Here is a 16,769-nt window from a genome sequence, read left to right on the forward strand (position 1 = left end):
CCTGTGACAATTGAGAAAAAGTAAGAAAAGCTCAAACCAACACGGCACAGGCTCCATACTCGGTTACACCTCGTTCACAGCCTTTACAAAACGTTGGGCAAAATTCAAAGGATAAAAATGAAAAAAGTAGGTGCTTTACTGACACTACTCTTGCCCTTGATAACATCTTGTGACTCGTTGCACTATGGCTATATTAAAAATGAATCTGATAATCGAGTAGAAGTAACTCTCTCTTTTATTGACTTTCAGGCCAGGGAATCTGACAAGGGGATAAAAAATTATGTAAAGTATAGAATGGAAGACTCAGTAATTGCCAGTTCAGCAAAACTAACACACCTTAACAACAACACTTCCAGACTTAGCTTCTCCTTATGCTCAGGCTGTCAAGTTGAATTGCTATTTGATACTGCACCTATTCAATATGAATACATTGAATTAGACACACTTAGAATAGAAACAGGAAAAGTAAGAAAGTATACTCTTCAAAAAAAGAGATATTCGAAGCCTTTGTTCCTACAGAGAATAAAGGGGAGAGGTTCCTGATTGTAAAATAACTTGGCCCAACACAGTTTATACCCTATGCTTCGGCTGACAGCCTTCTATAAACTTAACTTTTTTAATGAAATAAGTTTAGGTATAGGTGACTAGTACAGGTTGCCGCATTAAAAAGAAACTATAAATGAAATCGGGAAGTGTAGAAACCTGGATTGACAGGAAAAAACTTTAACACTATACTTCACATCGAAGCAGCCCGTTGATCCTGCTATGTTTAAAAACTGTAAATGGGGTAATTTCCAGGAAATTTTAGCCAGATGCGGTGCTATAATATTAAAATCTATTTATCAAGGCGAGCAATACATATTTACAAGTACAGCTAGACGAGTCAGCCAACAAAAACTGGATGTTCAACTTTTTAGAATACCAGCCAATTTGCAGACTATGCAGAGTCCTCAGTAAAGAGCTATTTAAACACATCTATGCTTTAGAACCTTTCACAATGCAGAAAACAATCTATACTTTTCTTACTATATTGTGTCTTTCGCTGTCCCTGTTTAGTTGTGAAAAAGAAGAAATTAATTCTAAAACTGATGCCGACAAGTATTACGTCAAATATGTAGTGGATAGCTCAACTGGATATCCCCAAGGCTCATTAAACTTAGTTATAACTACAGGAAATCAGCAAAGTCAAAATTATGTTATTGGGAGCCGCTCACCATGGGAGCATATAATAGGACCAGTTAATAAAGAATTTAAGTCAACTATTTATGTTACAAAGGGGGGACCTTCAGATACGCGTTATTGGGATACCCAATTGAAATTACAAATTCAAATTTTTGTAAGTAAGAACGATAGCCCTTATGTTCTAAAGAAGAGTGACAATAGCGTTATATTGAGAAATTCTGTTCAACTAGATTTTACAATAGACTACTGATTTACATATGTGAATTGTTTTTCTATTCGCTTTATACTTGATATCCTTAAGCGAGGTAAACGATGGCAATTAAAAAATAGCTATAACCAGCAAAAACAGGAACTACTCCAGGCATTAGAAATCATGTCGAGGATAGCATGTACTTCCACAAAACTATTGCTTGGGCTACGGTACCATAATAGCCCGTGGAATTACAGGTGAACCACTGGAAAAGATTCTTCTACATGGCCGGAAGAACTAAGGAAAAGAGAAACTATGTTAGGTAACTCTGAACATAAAATAAACTTCAGCTACTCCTCGCTCATATTATGTTTCATTACGTTACACAGCGCCTTGTCCTAATTACTACGCCGCTGGATCCTGCCTGTTGCGCCGGAGGCTGCTCTACGTAATCCGTCAGGGACCTGCCCCGCAGTTTCCTGAGCCGGCATAGGCACAGGCCAGGGCCTGTACGGCACTTGCATCAGGCAACACTGCCGTCTTTATAACAATGCGCTCCGTCCCCTTGCCAGGGAGCGGAGCGCATTAGTGAAATCGCATAGCCTGTTGTTACACTTCACAGGGCCATCCCTTTGCGGCGCGTCTGTTTTGGAACGGGCTCTCCTTCCGGGGACTGCGCCTGCTTTTCCCCTTTCTGCTGTTCCTGCTGACGTTGCTTCGCCGAGGGCGCCTGCTGCGACTCAGGGCGAAGCAGCGTTTCCCGCTTGACGGGGCGGAGCTTTTCATCATACGCATTGATGGTTTTGTATTGCGGGCTGGCTTCAATGAAACGCTTGACTTCCTGCCCGTCCAGCAGCACAGTGACCTGTTGGACGTTTCCCCGCTGCAGGGAGCGCAGCAACTGTTCTTTCTGCTGCGGATCATGAAACTCCCGGATAGCATAGGGACGCAATGTCTTGTCCAATTCATAACCGTAGTTTTCGTGAAACTGCCGGAGCAGTGTTTTGCCTCCTTCCCCCTGGCTGTCGGGCTCCAGCTGTACCCAGGCTTTGTAGGGTTGGCCGGTGGCATTGGTAAGCTCCTTGTGGACGGCACGCCCGCTCAGCAGGTTGAAGGCTTCACGGGCAGTGATGCCGGCGTTTTGGTTGATGTAAAAGGTCTGGCTTTTTTCCTGGTCCGTTTTGTCAGTTTTGAGCGTAGCGTCATACTTATTGAAGAAGTAGGTGTCCGTCTGGTCTGACTTACGGAAGTGGAGGGTATAGGAGACGGCGGCCTGGTAGAAGGGCAGTTCCGTCTTGAGCTGGAAGGCCGGTAGCTGCTGTTGCACGTTCCTTTCCAGTTCCTGGTGGAGACGATCCCCGAAGCCGCTGTACTGCAGCCCGTTTTTAAGATAATCGAGGTTTTTCTGATTCATGATGCTTTCGTTTAATGATTGATAGAACTGGTGGGTAGGACCCAGGTCAGGGCAGTAGCGTCAGGGCTGCAGCCTGGAGCAGGTGCCTGCCCTTAATGCGCAGCTGCAGGTGACGGCTACCCTGTCGTTCAAAAAGCTCCAGAAAGAGGACCTTGTCCCGCGCGAGGGTGAACTTGTCCAGGGCAAAGACCAGGACTTGTTGATACCCGGTGCCCAGCACTTGATCCTCCTGGCCGTGGACATAGACGGGGGTGATCTCCGTTTCCTGCCGGGCCGTTCGCCGTGTGGTTTTCCTGTCACGGACGCTGAAACGGATAAAGTCCAGTTCATAGGGGATGGCCGCCTGATTGGAGAGCACCACACGCAGGAACAGCAGGTTGCCGTGAAGGTAAACGCCTTCGAGCCGTGCCTTTGCCTGCCCGTCTTTGGCGCGAATGCCATAGTAAAAGCGTTCGTCGGACACCAGCTGGCCAGTGATAGAGCGCAGCTGCGCCTCGTGGAAAGGGGTATGCCGAAAGCGCGCCGGATGGGTATGCGCCGTCGGGGCTTCGAGTCGCAGCTGGGTCACCGGGGGGGCTGCTGCATAGCGGACATCGAAGCTGTAAAGCGAGCCATCGGCCGTGATCACCGTCAGGTTGGTCTCGGGTATGGCAGCACGTGCCGCTTTTACCTGCAGGATGTTTTCCACGGCATCGGGCACCTGGGCCAGCACGTCCGGGCTGCCGCGGTCCACGCTCTTGATGGAGAAGGGGAAGAGCAGGCTGGTCGTTTTCTGGTGGCTCAGTTCAAGTACCAGCGGGGCCTGCGCCCTGGCTGGCAACTGGAGCAGTAGCAGGACGGGGAAGAGTAGCAGACAGTTTTTCATATGGATAGGATTTAGGTGAAATGTTCAGCGTTTCATGTGCGGTCCTGCTGATCCTGCAGGAGCAGCCGGTAGCCGGCTTTCAGGGTGATTTTTACCTGGCGGGTCTTCCGGCTGAGCAGGCCTTGGGCGGCTGAAATGCCGGCACTGGCGGCCTGCACCCCGATCGAGGGGGACAGGGGCGGCAGCTGGAGGGACTGGCCGATCGCCCGGTCTGCTCCCTGGCGGGCGGCTTCCCGGGTGATGGAACCCGGGGTGTAGAGCCCTTCATGCCCGTCCAGGTCATAGGCGGCGAGTGCCACGGGGAGGAGGACGTGCTGCGCCTGCACTCCTTTTACCTGGATCAGCAGCCGCTCGCCCTGCAGGCGGCAGGTCCCGTAGATGAGGCTGCCTTTGGGGAGCAGGCGTCCTCCCAGCACAGCGTCCTGGAGAAGTCGCATTTTCACAATACCCCCCGTCACGACCGTCTGGGTTTCGTGGATGGCCGCGGCGAGGGTGCCGCGTGCCGCCTCCGTGACGGATTTATCGGCGGAAGTGGGCAGTCCATGGAAGCCGCCAGCTGGCTGCGAGGGAACCGCTGCCTTGGAAGAAGGAGCCAGTACCGTGACAGCAGCATGTGCCGAAACGCCCTGAAGTGCCAGCGGCGGCTGGGCGGACGGTTCGGGGGATGAGCGGGTGCGCACGCGCTCCGGGTGCTGAATATCGAGGATGCGCTCAAGCAGGCCCTCCAGCTGCTGCATGGCGGGGTCAGCCGGCTGGCTGCGCTCCATTGCCTGCAGAAGCCCCTCCAGGCGGGTCACATCCTGGCTGAAGGAATCCGCCTCAGTAAAAGGGGCGGCTGGTTTGCCCGCCCTTGGAGCAGGTGTGGGGAGGGGGCCCGCCGGTGCTGCCGCCGGCTGGAGCAGGGCAGCAAGCGCTGCCAGCCGTTGTGTGACAAGCGCTTCCTGCTCCTCGGGCTGGGCGAATTCAGGGGAGGGGGCCCCGGCTGCGGGCATCTGGTCTGGTGGCAGGAAGGCCGCCTGTTCCTGCGGGTGGGGCCGCTGCGCCTCCTGGTAAAGGCTGAGTTTGCTCAGGCCGGTGGGTTCCCGGAGCCTGGGCTCCGGGAGTTGCAGGCTGAGTCCTGCCGCGCCGCCAGTGTCCGGCCTGATAGCGTCCGGGAGTTGGCCGCCCCCCAGCGCCCAGAAGCAAAGGGCCAGAAAGGGAAGCACAAGGAGGGGGAGGACCAGCCAGAACCGGCCTTGCTGCTGTTTTGTCACAGGTGTTTTCATGGGATGTCTATGGTAAAGTGGAAGGATGGGATAAGACGGGGTCAGGGTATTGCGTGAGCGGCGTTTCGCAGCTGGCCGGGGGCCTGGTATGCGAAGCCGGTGGCATAGCAGTGGGAAGCAACGCTGCCAGGAGCAGGTAGCTGCTGGCGCCTCCCATCAGCAGGCAGAAGCACAGGAGGCAGGTCTTGCGGGCGTGCAGGGCCAGCTGCGCAAACCGCCTGTTGAGCCGCCGCGCCAGGCGCTCCTGCCGCCCGGCGATGGCCCGGGCGACGGCGCTGGCCTGCCGGTCATGGGAGAACGTTTTGTGGGGGAGGAGGCGCATGGGGCTAACGGGGCAGGGTGTGGAGGTCCTTGTTTTCCAGGGTGGCCCACCGTTCGATCAGGAAGCCGTGCGGGTTGTGGTCGGAGCGGGAGACGGTCCGCAGCAGCCCTTCGGTCACCAGGCTTCTGGTAAGGACGGAGGTACTGCGGATGAGCTGCTGGCGGGCGTAACAGCGAAAGGCGTAAGGGTAGCGCCCCATGTCTACCTGCACGCTGTCGACGGTGATCTGCTGGCTGATGTTTGCGGCAATGAGGTTCCGGTAATAGCCTTTTTCCCGCAGGTTGTCATAAGTGCGCTTGGCCGAGCCGTCGGCCAGGTAGAGCGCTTTGGTGAGGTTGGCTTCAATAACCTTTTCGTCTGGATCGAGTGCAAAGAAGTAGCGGTGAAAGGTGCTGACGTGGTGGCGCGCCTCCACCGGGATGTTTTCACTGCGGGCGGCGGCCTCCGCCGGCCAGGCGTGCCCGGCTGCCAGGATATAGATGCGCTCCTGCGCCTGCCGTACCCGGAGCTCGCTGCGGTAGAGGGCAAAGGCGGTGAGCAGGGTGCAGGCCAGCAGGAACAGCAGGCTGAAGGTACGGATGTGGCGGAAGGCGCTGTCGATGTTTTGAAGTTGTGTGAACATGATGGATCGGTGTTAAAGCTGGGAGGAAGGTTGACCGGTGAGCCGCTCACGCTGGTAGGAAGTCCCTGCGGCGGTTGTGGTGGCAGGGGGGGCGTCAGCCAGGCGGTGTGCCAGGAGGGAGGCGCCGCTCCCCACGGCGCCTGCCGCCAGACTGGCCCCGGTGCCTCCGGCCAGTAGGGCCGTGCGGTTGGAGCTGCTAAGCAGGTGGGTCACCTTGTAGAGGAGGGCATTGCCGCCGCCGGCGTGCACGATGTAGTTGGCCACGTTGGGCACGGTGAAGTAACCCACAATGCCGATCAGCAGGAAGACCAGGTAGGCGGTGTCGGTGCTGCTGAAGAAGGTGTCACCGCTCTGCTCCACCTGGCTGATGTCATAGCGGAGCATGTGCTCCTGGATCTTGCCGATGATGCTGCCGAAAATATTGGCCACGGGCAGCCAGAGGAACACGTTGACGTAGCGGGCGAGCCAGACGGTGAGTGTGTGCTGAAAGCCGTCGAAAACGGCGAATCCCAGCACGAGCGGTCCCAGCACCGAGAGCACGACCAGGTAAAAGGTGCGGATGGTGTCGATGCAGAGTGCGGCGGCCTGGAAGAGCAGCTGCAGCACCTCGGAGAGCCATTGCTTGATCGAGTGACGGAAGCTGTAGGAGGCCTTGGCCATGGCAAACTTCAGGTCGTTGCCGATGCTCTCCAGGAGCCCTTCGCCCGTACCGGTTGGGTCCTCCGGGTGGGTGTACTGGTACCAGCGGGCGCGGTCGCCGTTGCCGTCCGGACCGACGTACAGGTGCCAGGCGTCGGAGTGGCGCAGGGCGGCCTCTTTCTGCCGGAGAAGCGCGGCAATGGCCTTGTCCGAATCGCGGACCATGGCGCCTGTTGCCACTACCGTGGGCTGCAGGATCCCGTTGAGCAGGCCCAGCACGGCCGGGAACAGCAGGATGGCCATCCCCAGGGCGAAGGGACGGAGCAGGGGGTAAAAGTCCACCGGCTCGGCATTGGCCAGGTGGCGCCAGACGCGGGAGGCGATGTACCAAAGGGCGGCAAAGCCGGCCAGCCCGCGGCCTACGCCGATCAGCCGCTCGCAGAGGGGCAGCATCTCGGTATAGAGCTGGGCCAGCACCTGATGGAGTGAGGCGGTTTCGGGTGCAGCCACCTGGGCGTGTACGGAGGCAGGCAGCAGGAAAAGGGCCAGGGCGGCACCGGCAGTACGGAGCAGGAAGGTGTTCATGGGAATTCTTTTAAGGGGTGGGTTGTAACAACTGCCCGAGAACGCGGATATCGCTTTGCTCCCGGCTGCGCTGGAGCGCCAGGAGGGTGGTCTGCCGGTTGAAATGGCGCAGGAAGGCGAGCTTGTCAGCCATGCCCGCCGCAATCCGGTCAATGGCCGCCAGCCGCTCATCATCCTGCATGCGGAGCGTACCGGCAGTGAGCACAAGCGCCAGCTCTTCCAGGTGCCAGGCGCTTTGCTCCAGCAGGCGGGCGTAGACGGTGGCCAGGTAGGCGAGCTCCTCGGGCGAAAAATGTCCTTGCCGGCGGAAGCGGGCGAAGGCACTGTTGTACTCCTGCACCAGGCGCTGCTGGCCCTGCAGGATGGCGGCCACGCGGTGGTATTGCGGCAGGCTGGGGTGGACGGCCAGCAGGCCGTCCAGGAAGGCTTCGTGAAGCTGGAAGCTGCCCTCTGATATGGACTTGACCGTGTTATAGCCGGTGTGCAGCACCTGGTAGCCTTTTTTCATGTCGGAGAGGATGCTGCGCAGCTGGTTGAGCTTCTCGACATTGAGCAGGAGCTGCTGAATCTCGTCTGCCTGCGCCAGCACACGGCCAGGCAGCAAGGGGGCTGCGGCCAGCAGCACCAGAAGAAGTATGAGTCGGAATCGTTTCATGGTTGGGATGGAAAAGGAAGTTGATACAACGAGCCTAGTGCATGGAGGTCCTGCCGGGCGCGGTGCCGCAGTACAAGGAGGGTCTGGGTTTCCCCGATCAGGTATTGGGTGAACTGGTAACGCTCCTGCGTGGCCCGGTGGCACTGGGCCAGCTGGCGGAGCCCTTCGGCATCGGAGACCTGGAGCAGATGACTTGTCAGCAGCAGCCTGAGGCTTTCCAGGTCCCGGTCACAGGCCTGCAACACCTGCCGCCTGATGTTTTCCAGGTAATCCAGCTCCCCAGGGAGGAGGTCCTGTGCGGGAAGGCGCGCCCACAGGCTGGCCAGGTCCCGGTGGATGGCCTGCTGCCAGCCGAGGATATCGGCCAGCTGGGCGGACTCCCCGATCGCCGGGCTGATTTGCTGAAGGGAGTGAAAGAAAACCCGGTGCAGGCCAAGGTCGCCGTTCTTGCTGTGCTGCACGGTGCTGATCCCCCGGTCCAGGACCTGGTAGCCCTGCCGCAAGGTACCGGCATATGCCCGGAGGGCTGCGATCTGCTGCACCAGGTAATCTTTCTGTGTCTGTTTCTGCCGGAGCCATTCGTTCAGTGTCTGTGCCCGGGCGGGCAGGGACAGGGTCGCCAGCAGGAAGATGAGTAGGATGCGTGCTTTCATGTCAGTTGGAGGATGGGAGTCCGTATAGGCGCTGCACCCGTTGCAGGCTCTGCTGGTCTTTCGCCCGCTGCAGGCTGAGGCGGATGTTTTCGGCGTTGAAGGCCCGCAGGTCGCTGTAATTGGCATCAAGCTGTGCGGCCGCCTCTTCCAGCAGGGCCAGGCGCTGGGCGTCCCGCATCTGCATCGTACCCGGTCGGAGCACGAGTAAGAGCTGGTCCAGGTGCTGCACGCTCCCGGCGAGGATGCCCCGGTAGACCTGCTGCATGAACGCAAGCTCCTCGGCGGTAAAGTGCCCGTCCTGCTGGAAGAGGCGGTAAGCGCGCTGGTATTCTGCCACCAGGGCCGTCTGGCGCTCGAGCATGTCCCGCACCCGCCGGTAGTGGGTCAGGGCCGTTTTAACCTGCCAGAGCTCTTCATAGTAGCCGGCATACAGCTGGCGCTGCGCCTCGGACCAGGCGGCGATCTCTGCCAGCTTCAGCTCCGATAATTTATTTTCGAGCACTTTCTGGGCGTTCTGCAGCCAGATGGTTTCATTCTGCAGGCGCTGCACCTGCAGGTCCATGGCCACGATGGCCTTGGTGACGGCTGCCCGGATCACCTCCGTGATGGGGTCCTGTGCCTGCAGGGGCTGCAGAGCACCGGTACTGCAGTAGAAAAGCAGTGTGAGTGCAAAGGAGTAGACGTATTTGATCATGGGTCTTGCTGGTTAGAGGTTAGGGATTTAGAGTGCCGGCGCGCATGTCCTGGGCCAGCGCGCGAATGGCCTGGCGCAGGTCCCCGCCAAAGCGGCGGGCGTAGGCCTGCACCTTCATTTTCTCTGCTTCTTCGGTGGTATAGGCCAGGTATTCTTCCAGGGACACTTCCGTGCGGTAGACCTTGGAAAGGGTGCCGCCGAGGCTGATGAAGACCTCCTTGTAGTGGCGGCCCGGTTCGTTGGCCCGGTTGATGGAGAGCACCTGTGCCTTTTCCTTCTCCGTCAGGCCCAGGAGTTGCTGGATGCCGTCGAACTTGTGAAGGTACTTGCTCTGGTCGAGCAGGATCTTGCAGTCCGAGTTGTTGACGATGGCCTGCTTGACGACCGGCGAGGAGATGATGTCCTCCACTTCCTGGGTGACCACGATGGCCTCGCCGTAGAACTTGCGGACAGTCTTGAAGAGGTACTTGATGTACTCGGCCATGCCTTCCCTGGCGATGGCCTTCCAGGCCTCCTCGATCAGGATTACCTTGCGCACCCCCTTGAGCTTGCGCATCTTGGAGATGAAGACCTCCATGATAATGATGGTCACCACCGGGAAGAGGATGGGGTGGTCCTTGATGTTGTCGAGCTCGAAGACAATGAAGCGCTCCTGCAACAGGTCCAGGTTCTCCCGGGCGTTGAGCAGGGAAGCGTAGGCGCCTCCCCGGTAGTAGGGGCGGAGCACGTAGAGGAAATTGCCGATGTCAAAGTCTTTCTCCTTGACGCCGTCCTGGCGGAGCTGGCCCGTGAAGGTGTCGCGGACAAACTCGTAAAACGTGTCAAAGCAGGGGAAAAGCGCCGGCTGGCCCTGCAGCAGGTCAAAGTACAGATCCAGGGCGTTTGACAGGGCCACGTACTCGGAGCGGGAAGACAGTTCGGCGTCTTTCTTCCAGAGGGCGAAAAGGAGTGTTTTGATACTCTCCTTCTTTTCCGTGTCCAGCGTATCCCCCGCACCGATGTAGAAGGGGTTGAAGCGGATCGGGTGCTGTTCGTCATAGGTAAAGTAATAGCCACCCACCAGGTCACAGAGCCCGCTGTAGGAGTGGCCCACGTCCACCAGCACAATGTGGCTGCCCTGCTCGTGGTAAGAGCGCACCAGGTGGTTGGTGAAAAAGGACTTGCCGCTGCCCGATGGGCCGAGGATGAACTTGTTGCGGTTGGTGCAGACCCCCTGCCGGACCGGTTCGTCGGAAATGTCCACATGTACCGGCTTTCCGGTGAGGCGGTCTCCGAGGCGCAGGCCCACCGGACTCCGGGAGGAGCGGTAGCTGGTCTCGAGGTTGAGAAAGCAGCAAGCCTGCTCCAGGAAGGTGTCAAAGGTGTCGTTCATGGGAAAATCCGCTTCGTTGCCGGGCAATCCCGCCCAATAGAGCTGTGGGGCGCCATGTGTTTCCAGCCGGGGGGTGGCATCCAGCTGGGCGATGGCCGAGGAGACCGTGTTGCGCAGCTCGTTGACCTTCTCCGGGTTGTCAGTCCAGGCCAGGATGTTGAAGTGCGCTTTTACCGGAAGCCGTTGCTGGCCCAGGGCCTCGTTCAGAAAATCATGGGTGGCATCGCGGGCGATGGTGTTCTCCCGGGAGTAGGCCGAGAGGGACTGCAGGCGCAGGCGCTTGCTTTCCAGGCGCTGCAGGGCCTGGGGCACGTCCTCCAGGAAGATGTACTGGTTGAGCAGGTGGTTGCAGGGCAGCAGCTGCCCCAGGGGGGCGGCGAAGCCCGTGCTGAACTTGGTCCGGTCGGTAGAGTAGCGCTCGTAGTTAACACGGGAGCCACAGAGGGCGGGCAGGTCGGCGGCGTCGGCCAGCGTGAAAAGCTGGCAGTGCTTTTCACCGATCCGAATTCCCCCATCCAGGTGGATGTCCTGCAGGAGCGGGGCGCTTCCACCGGGCAGCAGGCCGCAGTAGCGCTCCAGCAGGCCCGCTTGGCTCAGCGTGCCGCTCAGCTCGGCATTGTCCAGCCGGCGGAGGCGGGCAAAGCCACTGTCACGGAGCACACGCTCAAACTGGCCTGCCTGATCAAGGAAATCCAGGTAGCGCTGTGGCTGCAGCGTCTGTGCCGGCGCCAGGGAGCGTCGCAGCAGGTTGGAGAGCAGGGAGCTGGAGGCGCGGCGTTCCTCGGGCTTTTTGGTGAGCAGGATGTAGCAGCTGTGCTCCCAGTGTGGCCGCTCATGGAAGAAACGCTCGCTGGACCGGGATAAAAAGCCCAGGCCCTCCCGCTCAATATCGGCCTGATAACCCGTTTCCACAAACCAGTCCTGCTTGTGGAAGACGGTCTGGCGGGGAAGGAGGCGGATCGCCTTGATAAAAGCCTGGTGGAAGGCCTCGTACTCCTGATCGGAGAGGGTGAAGATTTCCGGCAGGCTGACTTCATAGGCCAGCGTGATGTCCCCCTGCCGGGAGAGGATGCAGTCGTGCTCTACCTGGTAGACGGGCAGCATCTTTTCCAGTTCAACAGGCGCGGTCATGGCTTGCTGCGGGCTGGGTGAGGGACAGGAACACGTTTCTGGATGTCAGGCGGACGCAGGCCGGGAGGCGGCGCCGGGCCAGGCGCTTGAGCAGCCCATACTGGCCGTATGTCCGGTTGAGGTGGTAGGTGCCGGCAAAGAGGCCGCCCCCGGCTAAAAGGATCAGCGGCAGGCAGACGGGCAGGGGCACCCCTGCCAGGAAGAGGGCGGTAAAGAGCAGCAGCAGGGCTACCAGGCCGACAGCCAGGTAGGCAATGTACTGGGCCTTGAGTCCCTTGAACTCAATGGGGCGGTTGATGCCCTTGTTGATGGTGTAGACGCTGGTTGCCATACGGGAGTGCTTAGATGCCGAAGAAAGATTTGAGGACGGTGGCAACGACCACCAGGAAGATGCAGCTGCCAAACCAGGCGGCGGCAACCTTGCCCGTGTCCGGCTCCCCGGCGTTCCATTTCTGGTAGACCTTGACAGCACCCACCAGGCCGACGATGGCGCCGATGGCGTACATCAGGCTGGTACCGGTATCAAAGTAGCCGCGGACCATGTCAGTGGCCTGGCGGATGCCTGCCTCCCCGTCCCCGGTCTGGGCCCGGGCGGAGAGGGTGAGCAGCAGGGCCAGGGTGCCGGCCAGGGTGGTCTTCAGGCCTCTGGCCGTAGTGTTTGTCTTGAATGGTTTTTTCATGGTATAGGAGGTTTAAGTGTAAGATCAGACAGGGGGATTCAGCCTTGGCCTGCGGCGGTAGGCCAGCAGGCCTGCAGGTCCGCGGCACTCAGCGCAAAGGGGAGCCGGTCGTGGCCCTGCTCAAGCAGGAAGCGGTTGACCTGGTCCTGCACGCCCGGGAGTGCGGGGGCATAGCGGGAGATGACCAGGCGCACGAGCTGGCAGAAGTCTTCCTTGCCCGCCAGGTTCCCGGCAGCCAGGTCCAGGAGGTCCTGTAGCTCAGCGAGCAGGTCCGCCCGGACGTCGTCGGGCTGAAGGGCGGCCGCAACCGGCTCTTGCGGGGGAGCCGGGGCAACCACCAGTGCGGCGGCATCCGGTAGAAGGGAGGACGTGTCAGACAGGACGGGGCCCATCACGTCCGGGGTGGCAGCCGGCCGGGAAGCCTGCCGGGAGGCAGGTCCCCGGCTGAGCCAGGCGCGGAGGGGGCGGCGGTAGAGCAGGAGTGTTACGACCGTGTAGTAGAGCAGCAGGCAGGCGCCTACGGAGAGGGCGAACTGGTGCCAGGAGAATTGTGTCAGCATCGTCATGGGCGTTTAGCGCGGCGCTTCGTGCAACCGGCTTGATGAAGGCAAAGGTGGGCGTGGCCGGAAGGCTTTTTTCACAAGGGCTCCCGTAGTGGGGAAATATTTTTCAAGCGTGCCCCCGAATTGAACTGCCGCAGGGCGCCGAAGCGCGAGAGGATCAGCTCCCGTCCAGGGTGTCCATGCGACAGAGCAGCCGTTCTTTCATCAGGTCCAGGAATTTGGTGCGGCTGTCTTTTTTCCGCTGGCGCATTTCCTGGAAGGTGCGGTACACGCCGCCGAGCTTGACCTGGAAGAAATCCTCCAACCGTTCGGCAATCTCCTGCACCCCGGTGGTGCCGCCATTGATCTGGCCGGATTCATAGAGGGCATAGGCCAGTTCGATCAGGTGAACCTTGGAGCCGGTCCAGGAGATGGCGGCCCGCTGGCCTGCCGACGGGCCGGCCGGGGCCGGGCGCTCGAGGTCCTCTATGGCCTGCAGCAGGTACTGCCGCAGGCGCTCGTTGGCCAGAAACCGGCCGAAGAGATAGTCATAGTGGGTGGTAAAGCGGGTGTCTGAATCCACAGAGGTTGTGCTGTAGGGGGAGGGCAGGTCCTGGTTTCCCCGCACGAAAAGCCGTTCGTCGAGGAAGGTGGCCTGGGAGAGGAAGTACTGGTAGAGGGAGACATGCTGTTCGTAAAAGACCCGGATGAGGAGCAGTTCCTTTTCAAAGTGCCCCAGCATGTCCTGACGGCTTCCCAGGGGCATTTTCAGGTCGAGTTGCGCCAGCCGGGTATGGTAGATCAGCAGGCTGGTGAACTTCGGTTTGCAGTGCTTGAAGAAACGGATTTCCTCCTGCGTGTCGGGGAACGTGTGACGGAGCACCAGCTGCTTGAGTTGCCCGATGGCTTCGCTGATGAGCCGGAGCAGGCAATCGTGCTGCTGGATGGCGGAAGGCGCGGGCTGGCAATCGGCCTCGCGCAGCTGCTCCACCAGTTGGTGATGGAGCTGTTCTGCTAGCTGTATCATATCCATAAAGTTAAGAGTGTCAGTCGCAGGCGGGACGGGTTGGGACATCCTTTGAAATTTATATATAGAACATAGGGATCATTCAATTTTGAGGTTATGGTCTTTAGATAAAGAGGTAGGAAATCAAATTCGTTGTTTGTGTAAAATATTGATAGTTAGGGTCTTGCAGGGGTGGTGCGAGCTGGTTTTTTTGATGAAGGGCCGGGCAGGGCAGCGTAAAGGATGGCGTGCACCTCGGCTTTTACCCGGGCGTACTGGGCCTGCACGGCAGTTGCATCCACCTGGCGGAGCACGGGCAGGTCCTGGTAGCCTGCCTCTTCCCGGGCGATGGCACGGTGATCGTTGCAGATGGAGGCGTGAAAGGTTTTCAGGTGAATGCGGCATTGCGGGTCATCCGCCACGGTGCCTACAAACTCCCCGGAGGAGAGGGAGGCGATGGTGGCGGCCGGGATGGCGGCCTCCAGTTGGGTGGAGCGGCTCACGGAGGTGTCGCTGCTGTTGACGGACACGCTCTGACGCTGCTGGAGGATCTTGCCGAAGCGCTCAGAGAGCTGGCGGGCGGTGTCCCCGCTTACCTGGCCGCTGATCACGTTCCCCACGATGTTCATGATCACCTCAGCCTGCTCCCGGCCATAGTCTTTCTTAAGCTGGCTGTAATCCTGCACGGCCAGTGTGGTGGCCACCTTGTTGGAGCGGGCCGTGGCGATCAGGCTGTCGATGCCGTTGAAGTAGATGGTGGGGAACTCATCGAAAATAAGGCTGCTTTTGAGCTTGTCTTTCTGGTTGACCAGCTTGATGGTCCGGGAGACGTAGAGCGAAAGTACCGCCCCGTAGACCTGCTGCTTCTGGGGATTGTTGCCCAGGCAGATGATCTTGGGCTCCTGCGGGTTGTTGAGGTCCAGGGTGAAGTCATGGCCCGAGAGCACATAGTAGAGCTGCGGGGAGGAGAGCCGGGCCATGCTGATTTTGGCGCTGGCGATCTGGCCCTCCAGCTGGTCGACCGCCTCGTGCTCGAAGGCGGAGACAAAGGGGTTGATGAGCACCTCGATCTCAGGCTCGGTGCGGAGCAGGGCGAAGAGCTCCTGGTACCCGGCCTGCATGAGTTCAATGACATGCGGCAGGGTGCAGTAGCGCCCCTGCTCGTACTTTTTGAGAAACCAGATGATGGCGGTGACGAAGTTAATGGGGGACTCCACAAAAAAGTCCCCCTGCTTCTTGATCCACTCCCGGTTAAGGCCCAGCATGATGGTGCGGGAGGCTTCGGTGGCGTCCGTGATGTCGGTCATGGTGTCCGGGTCCAGCGGGTTGCAGCGGTGGGTGCGGGACAGGTCGTCAAAATTGATCAGGTAAAACCGGGGTGGCACCGGGTAGCGGTGGGCCTCCCGCAGCAGGGTGTTGTAGGCGATGCGCGAGAGGTCATCGTACTTGAAATCGTAGAGGAACAGGGCAAAGCCTTTGCGGATGTGCTGGGTAATGACGTGGCGGATCACGAAATAGGACTTGCCTGCCCCGGGGGTGCCGATGACCAGCAGGGCGCGGAAAGGGTTGATGATGTTGATCCAGCTGCGCCGTTGTTTGCCACGCAGGCAGTAGCGGGCAGGGAGGTTGACCGAATATGCGTTGGCAAGCAGCCGCTCTTCCTGGGGAAAGGTTTCGTTGTGGCGGTTGAAGACATCCTGCTGCAGTTGCAGGTGCAGCAGACGGGAGAGCCGGGTGCCCCCGGCCAGCAGCAGCAGGAAGCCGAGTACGGAGGAGGCCAGGTAGGCCTGCTGCTCACCCGAACCGGACAGCCCCCATGGGAGGCTGTGGGGCCCGAAGTAGAACAGCAGGCCGGACAGGAGGTAGAGCAGGACCGGGCGGAGCCGGACGTTCTCGTCTTTGCGGCCCTTGCTGCCCAGCAGGGAAACAGCCAGCAGCAGGAGTGCCGCCGACTTGGCCAGCAGCGGGTTTTGAAAGAGGGGGAGCTGCAGAAAATTAGAGGCAATCCTGTCCGCCAGCGGGGCTGTCAGGCCCCACACCCGGAAGATGTGGTGGCAAACATGGTAGCTGTGCAGCAGCAGCACGGCCAGGCTCAGCAACCGGGTAAAGTCGATGATCTGGCGCAGGCCCTGTATGTTTTCCCCGGTGTTCATGTGTCTGTGCGGTGGGAGGTGTTTTTTAGTCCGGTCCCGCTGCTGCCGGTGGCAAGCGCTCTTCCAGGCCGGCAGGGGCAAGGAGCGGCAAGATGGGCAGGAGGTGGCGTTCGGTTTCACCAGTTCTTCCGTAGGGGGGAAACATATAGCCGTGACGCTCGGGGTGGGGGCAGCGCGCCAGACGGAAGCAGGCTGGCGTCAGGGCAAATGGCGTTGGTTTGCAGCGGGCAAGATGAAAGGGGACGGGCCGGGACTCCCCCAGCGATCATGAGAGGGGGTTTAATCCGCCAGCGGGAAAAGCTGCAGGGCCTGGAAGCTTGTCTTCTGGCAGGAGGGGGTATCTCTTCAGGCGATGTCTCTCAGCCAAGTCATGCCATCGAAAAGATAGAACATTACCAAGATAATAAAAAATGAGACACCCAGCGCCCCCCACTCCAGGCTGCGCCTGAAGCGCCTCTCCTGCTGGTGCAGATCGGAGAGGTGCCGGAGTTGCGGCATCGGCTGCTTTTCTTTCTTTCTGTACCTGTTACGGGCTGGGCGGGGGCGTTTGAGTGTCAGCATCTATATCGGTTTAATAGGATGTACCGATATACAATGGATTGTGTTATAAATTATCAAGAATAAGTGAAATACATTATTAGCCATATTTGAACTTTTACTATGATTTTGGCAGCGTTGCCAGCCTGACACGTCCCTGCTTAAAAGACGGCCACAGTGGTGCTGGTAGAAGAAGAGCCCGGGATGCGGCATGATGGACTGTTCCTTTGCACAAGGGCATGGCCAGCGCGCAACCAGAAGC

General features: G+C 59.0%; 17 protein-coding genes. 2 read left to right on the forward strand and 15 right to left on the reverse strand.

From position 1 onward, the window contains the following. Positions 1–117 precede the first annotated feature (117 nt). Both B0B12_RS20465 and B0B12_RS19685 read left to right on the forward strand, forming a co-directional pair. Positions 118–543 carry a hypothetical protein gene (locus B0B12_RS20465; RefSeq protein ID WP_076672437.1) on the forward strand — a complete coding sequence of 142 codons (426 nt, stop codon included), beginning with the start codon at positions 118–120 and terminating at the stop codon, positions 541–543. Between the two features lie 454 nt (positions 544–997). Next, positions 998–1,432: a hypothetical protein gene (locus tag B0B12_RS19685; protein ID WP_139337848.1), complete on the forward strand. Its 435-nt coding sequence runs from the start codon at positions 998–1,000 to the stop codon at positions 1,430–1,432. Between the two features lie 556 nt (positions 1,433–1,988). On the opposite strand, the gene B0B12_RS19690 is transcribed toward B0B12_RS19685, so the two are convergent. The 15 genes from B0B12_RS19690 to B0B12_RS19770 form a co-directional block, all read right to left on the reverse strand. Further along, complete coding sequence (locus tag B0B12_RS19690; protein WP_076672439.1) at positions 1,989–2,786, reverse strand: hypothetical protein; 798 nt, start codon at positions 2,784–2,786, stop codon at positions 1,989–1,991. Between the two features lie 46 nt (positions 2,787–2,832). Beyond that, on the reverse strand, positions 2,833–3,651 hold the full coding sequence (gene traN, locus B0B12_RS19695; RefSeq protein WP_076672440.1) for a conjugative transposon protein TraN: 819 nt from the start codon (positions 3,649–3,651) through the stop codon (positions 2,833–2,835). A gap of 32 nt (positions 3,652–3,683) precedes the next feature. After that, positions 3,684–4,916 (reverse strand): conjugative transposon protein TraM, encoded by a 1,233-nt coding sequence (gene traM / locus B0B12_RS19700; protein ID WP_076672441.1) that lies wholly within the window; start codon positions 4,914–4,916, stop codon positions 3,684–3,686. Between the two features lie 326 nt (positions 4,917–5,242). Beyond that, complete coding sequence (traK, locus tag B0B12_RS19710; protein ID WP_076672443.1) at positions 5,243–5,860, reverse strand: conjugative transposon protein TraK; 618 nt, start codon at positions 5,858–5,860, stop codon at positions 5,243–5,245. Between the two features lie 12 nt (positions 5,861–5,872). Further along, on the reverse strand, positions 5,873–7,084 hold the full coding sequence (traJ, locus tag B0B12_RS19715; RefSeq protein WP_076672444.1) for a conjugative transposon protein TraJ: 1,212 nt from the start codon (positions 7,082–7,084) through the stop codon (positions 5,873–5,875). A gap of 10 nt (positions 7,085–7,094) precedes the next feature. After that, positions 7,095–7,739, reverse strand: a complete 645-nt coding sequence (locus tag B0B12_RS19720; protein ID WP_076672445.1) for a hypothetical protein — start codon at positions 7,737–7,739, stop codon at positions 7,095–7,097. Then, positions 7,736–8,392: a hypothetical protein gene (locus B0B12_RS19725; protein WP_076672446.1), complete on the reverse strand. Its 657-nt coding sequence runs from the start codon at positions 8,390–8,392 to the stop codon at positions 7,736–7,738. The genes B0B12_RS19720 and B0B12_RS19725 overlap by 4 nt, the downstream gene beginning before the upstream one ends. Before the next feature lies 1 nt (position 8,393). After that, entirely contained in the window at positions 8,394–9,086 is a 693-nt protein-coding gene (locus tag B0B12_RS19730; protein ID WP_076672447.1) for a conjugal transfer protein TraI, read from the reverse strand. Positions 9,087–9,105: 19 nt separating this feature from the next. Further along, a complete protein-coding gene (locus tag B0B12_RS19735; protein WP_076672448.1) occupies positions 9,106–11,589 on the reverse strand; it encodes a TraG family conjugative transposon ATPase in 2,484 nt (827 codons plus the stop codon). Beyond that, positions 11,573–11,965, reverse strand: coding sequence for a DUF4133 domain-containing protein (locus tag B0B12_RS19740; protein WP_244554787.1), 393 nt, complete (start codon positions 11,963–11,965; stop codon positions 11,573–11,575). The genes B0B12_RS19735 and B0B12_RS19740 overlap by 17 nt, the downstream gene beginning before the upstream one ends. Next, entirely contained in the window at positions 11,931–12,269 is a 339-nt protein-coding gene (locus tag B0B12_RS19745; protein ID WP_076672450.1) for a DUF4134 domain-containing protein, read from the reverse strand. Before B0B12_RS19745 ends, B0B12_RS19740 begins: the two co-directional genes overlap by 35 nt. A 38-nt stretch (positions 12,270–12,307) precedes the next feature. After that, complete coding sequence (locus tag B0B12_RS19750) at positions 12,308–12,835, reverse strand: hypothetical protein (RefSeq protein ID WP_076672451.1); 528 nt, start codon at positions 12,833–12,835, stop codon at positions 12,308–12,310. Positions 12,836–12,989: 154 nt separating this feature from the next. Continuing rightward, entirely contained in the window at positions 12,990–13,838 is an 849-nt protein-coding gene (locus tag B0B12_RS19755; protein WP_170871921.1) for an RteC domain-containing protein, read from the reverse strand. Between the two features lie 155 nt (positions 13,839–13,993). Further along, a complete protein-coding gene (mobC, locus tag B0B12_RS19760; protein WP_076672453.1) occupies positions 13,994–15,970 on the reverse strand; it encodes a conjugal transfer protein MobC in 1,977 nt (658 codons plus the stop codon). Positions 15,971–16,315: 345 nt separating this feature from the next. After that, positions 16,316–16,531: a hypothetical protein gene (locus B0B12_RS19770; RefSeq protein WP_076672455.1), complete on the reverse strand. Its 216-nt coding sequence runs from the start codon at positions 16,529–16,531 to the stop codon at positions 16,316–16,318. Positions 16,532–16,769 lie beyond the last annotated feature (238 nt).

The organism is Pontibacter indicus (assembly GCF_900156345.1).
Classification (GTDB): Bacteria; Bacteroidota; Bacteroidia; order Cytophagales; family Hymenobacteraceae; genus Pontibacter; species Pontibacter indicus.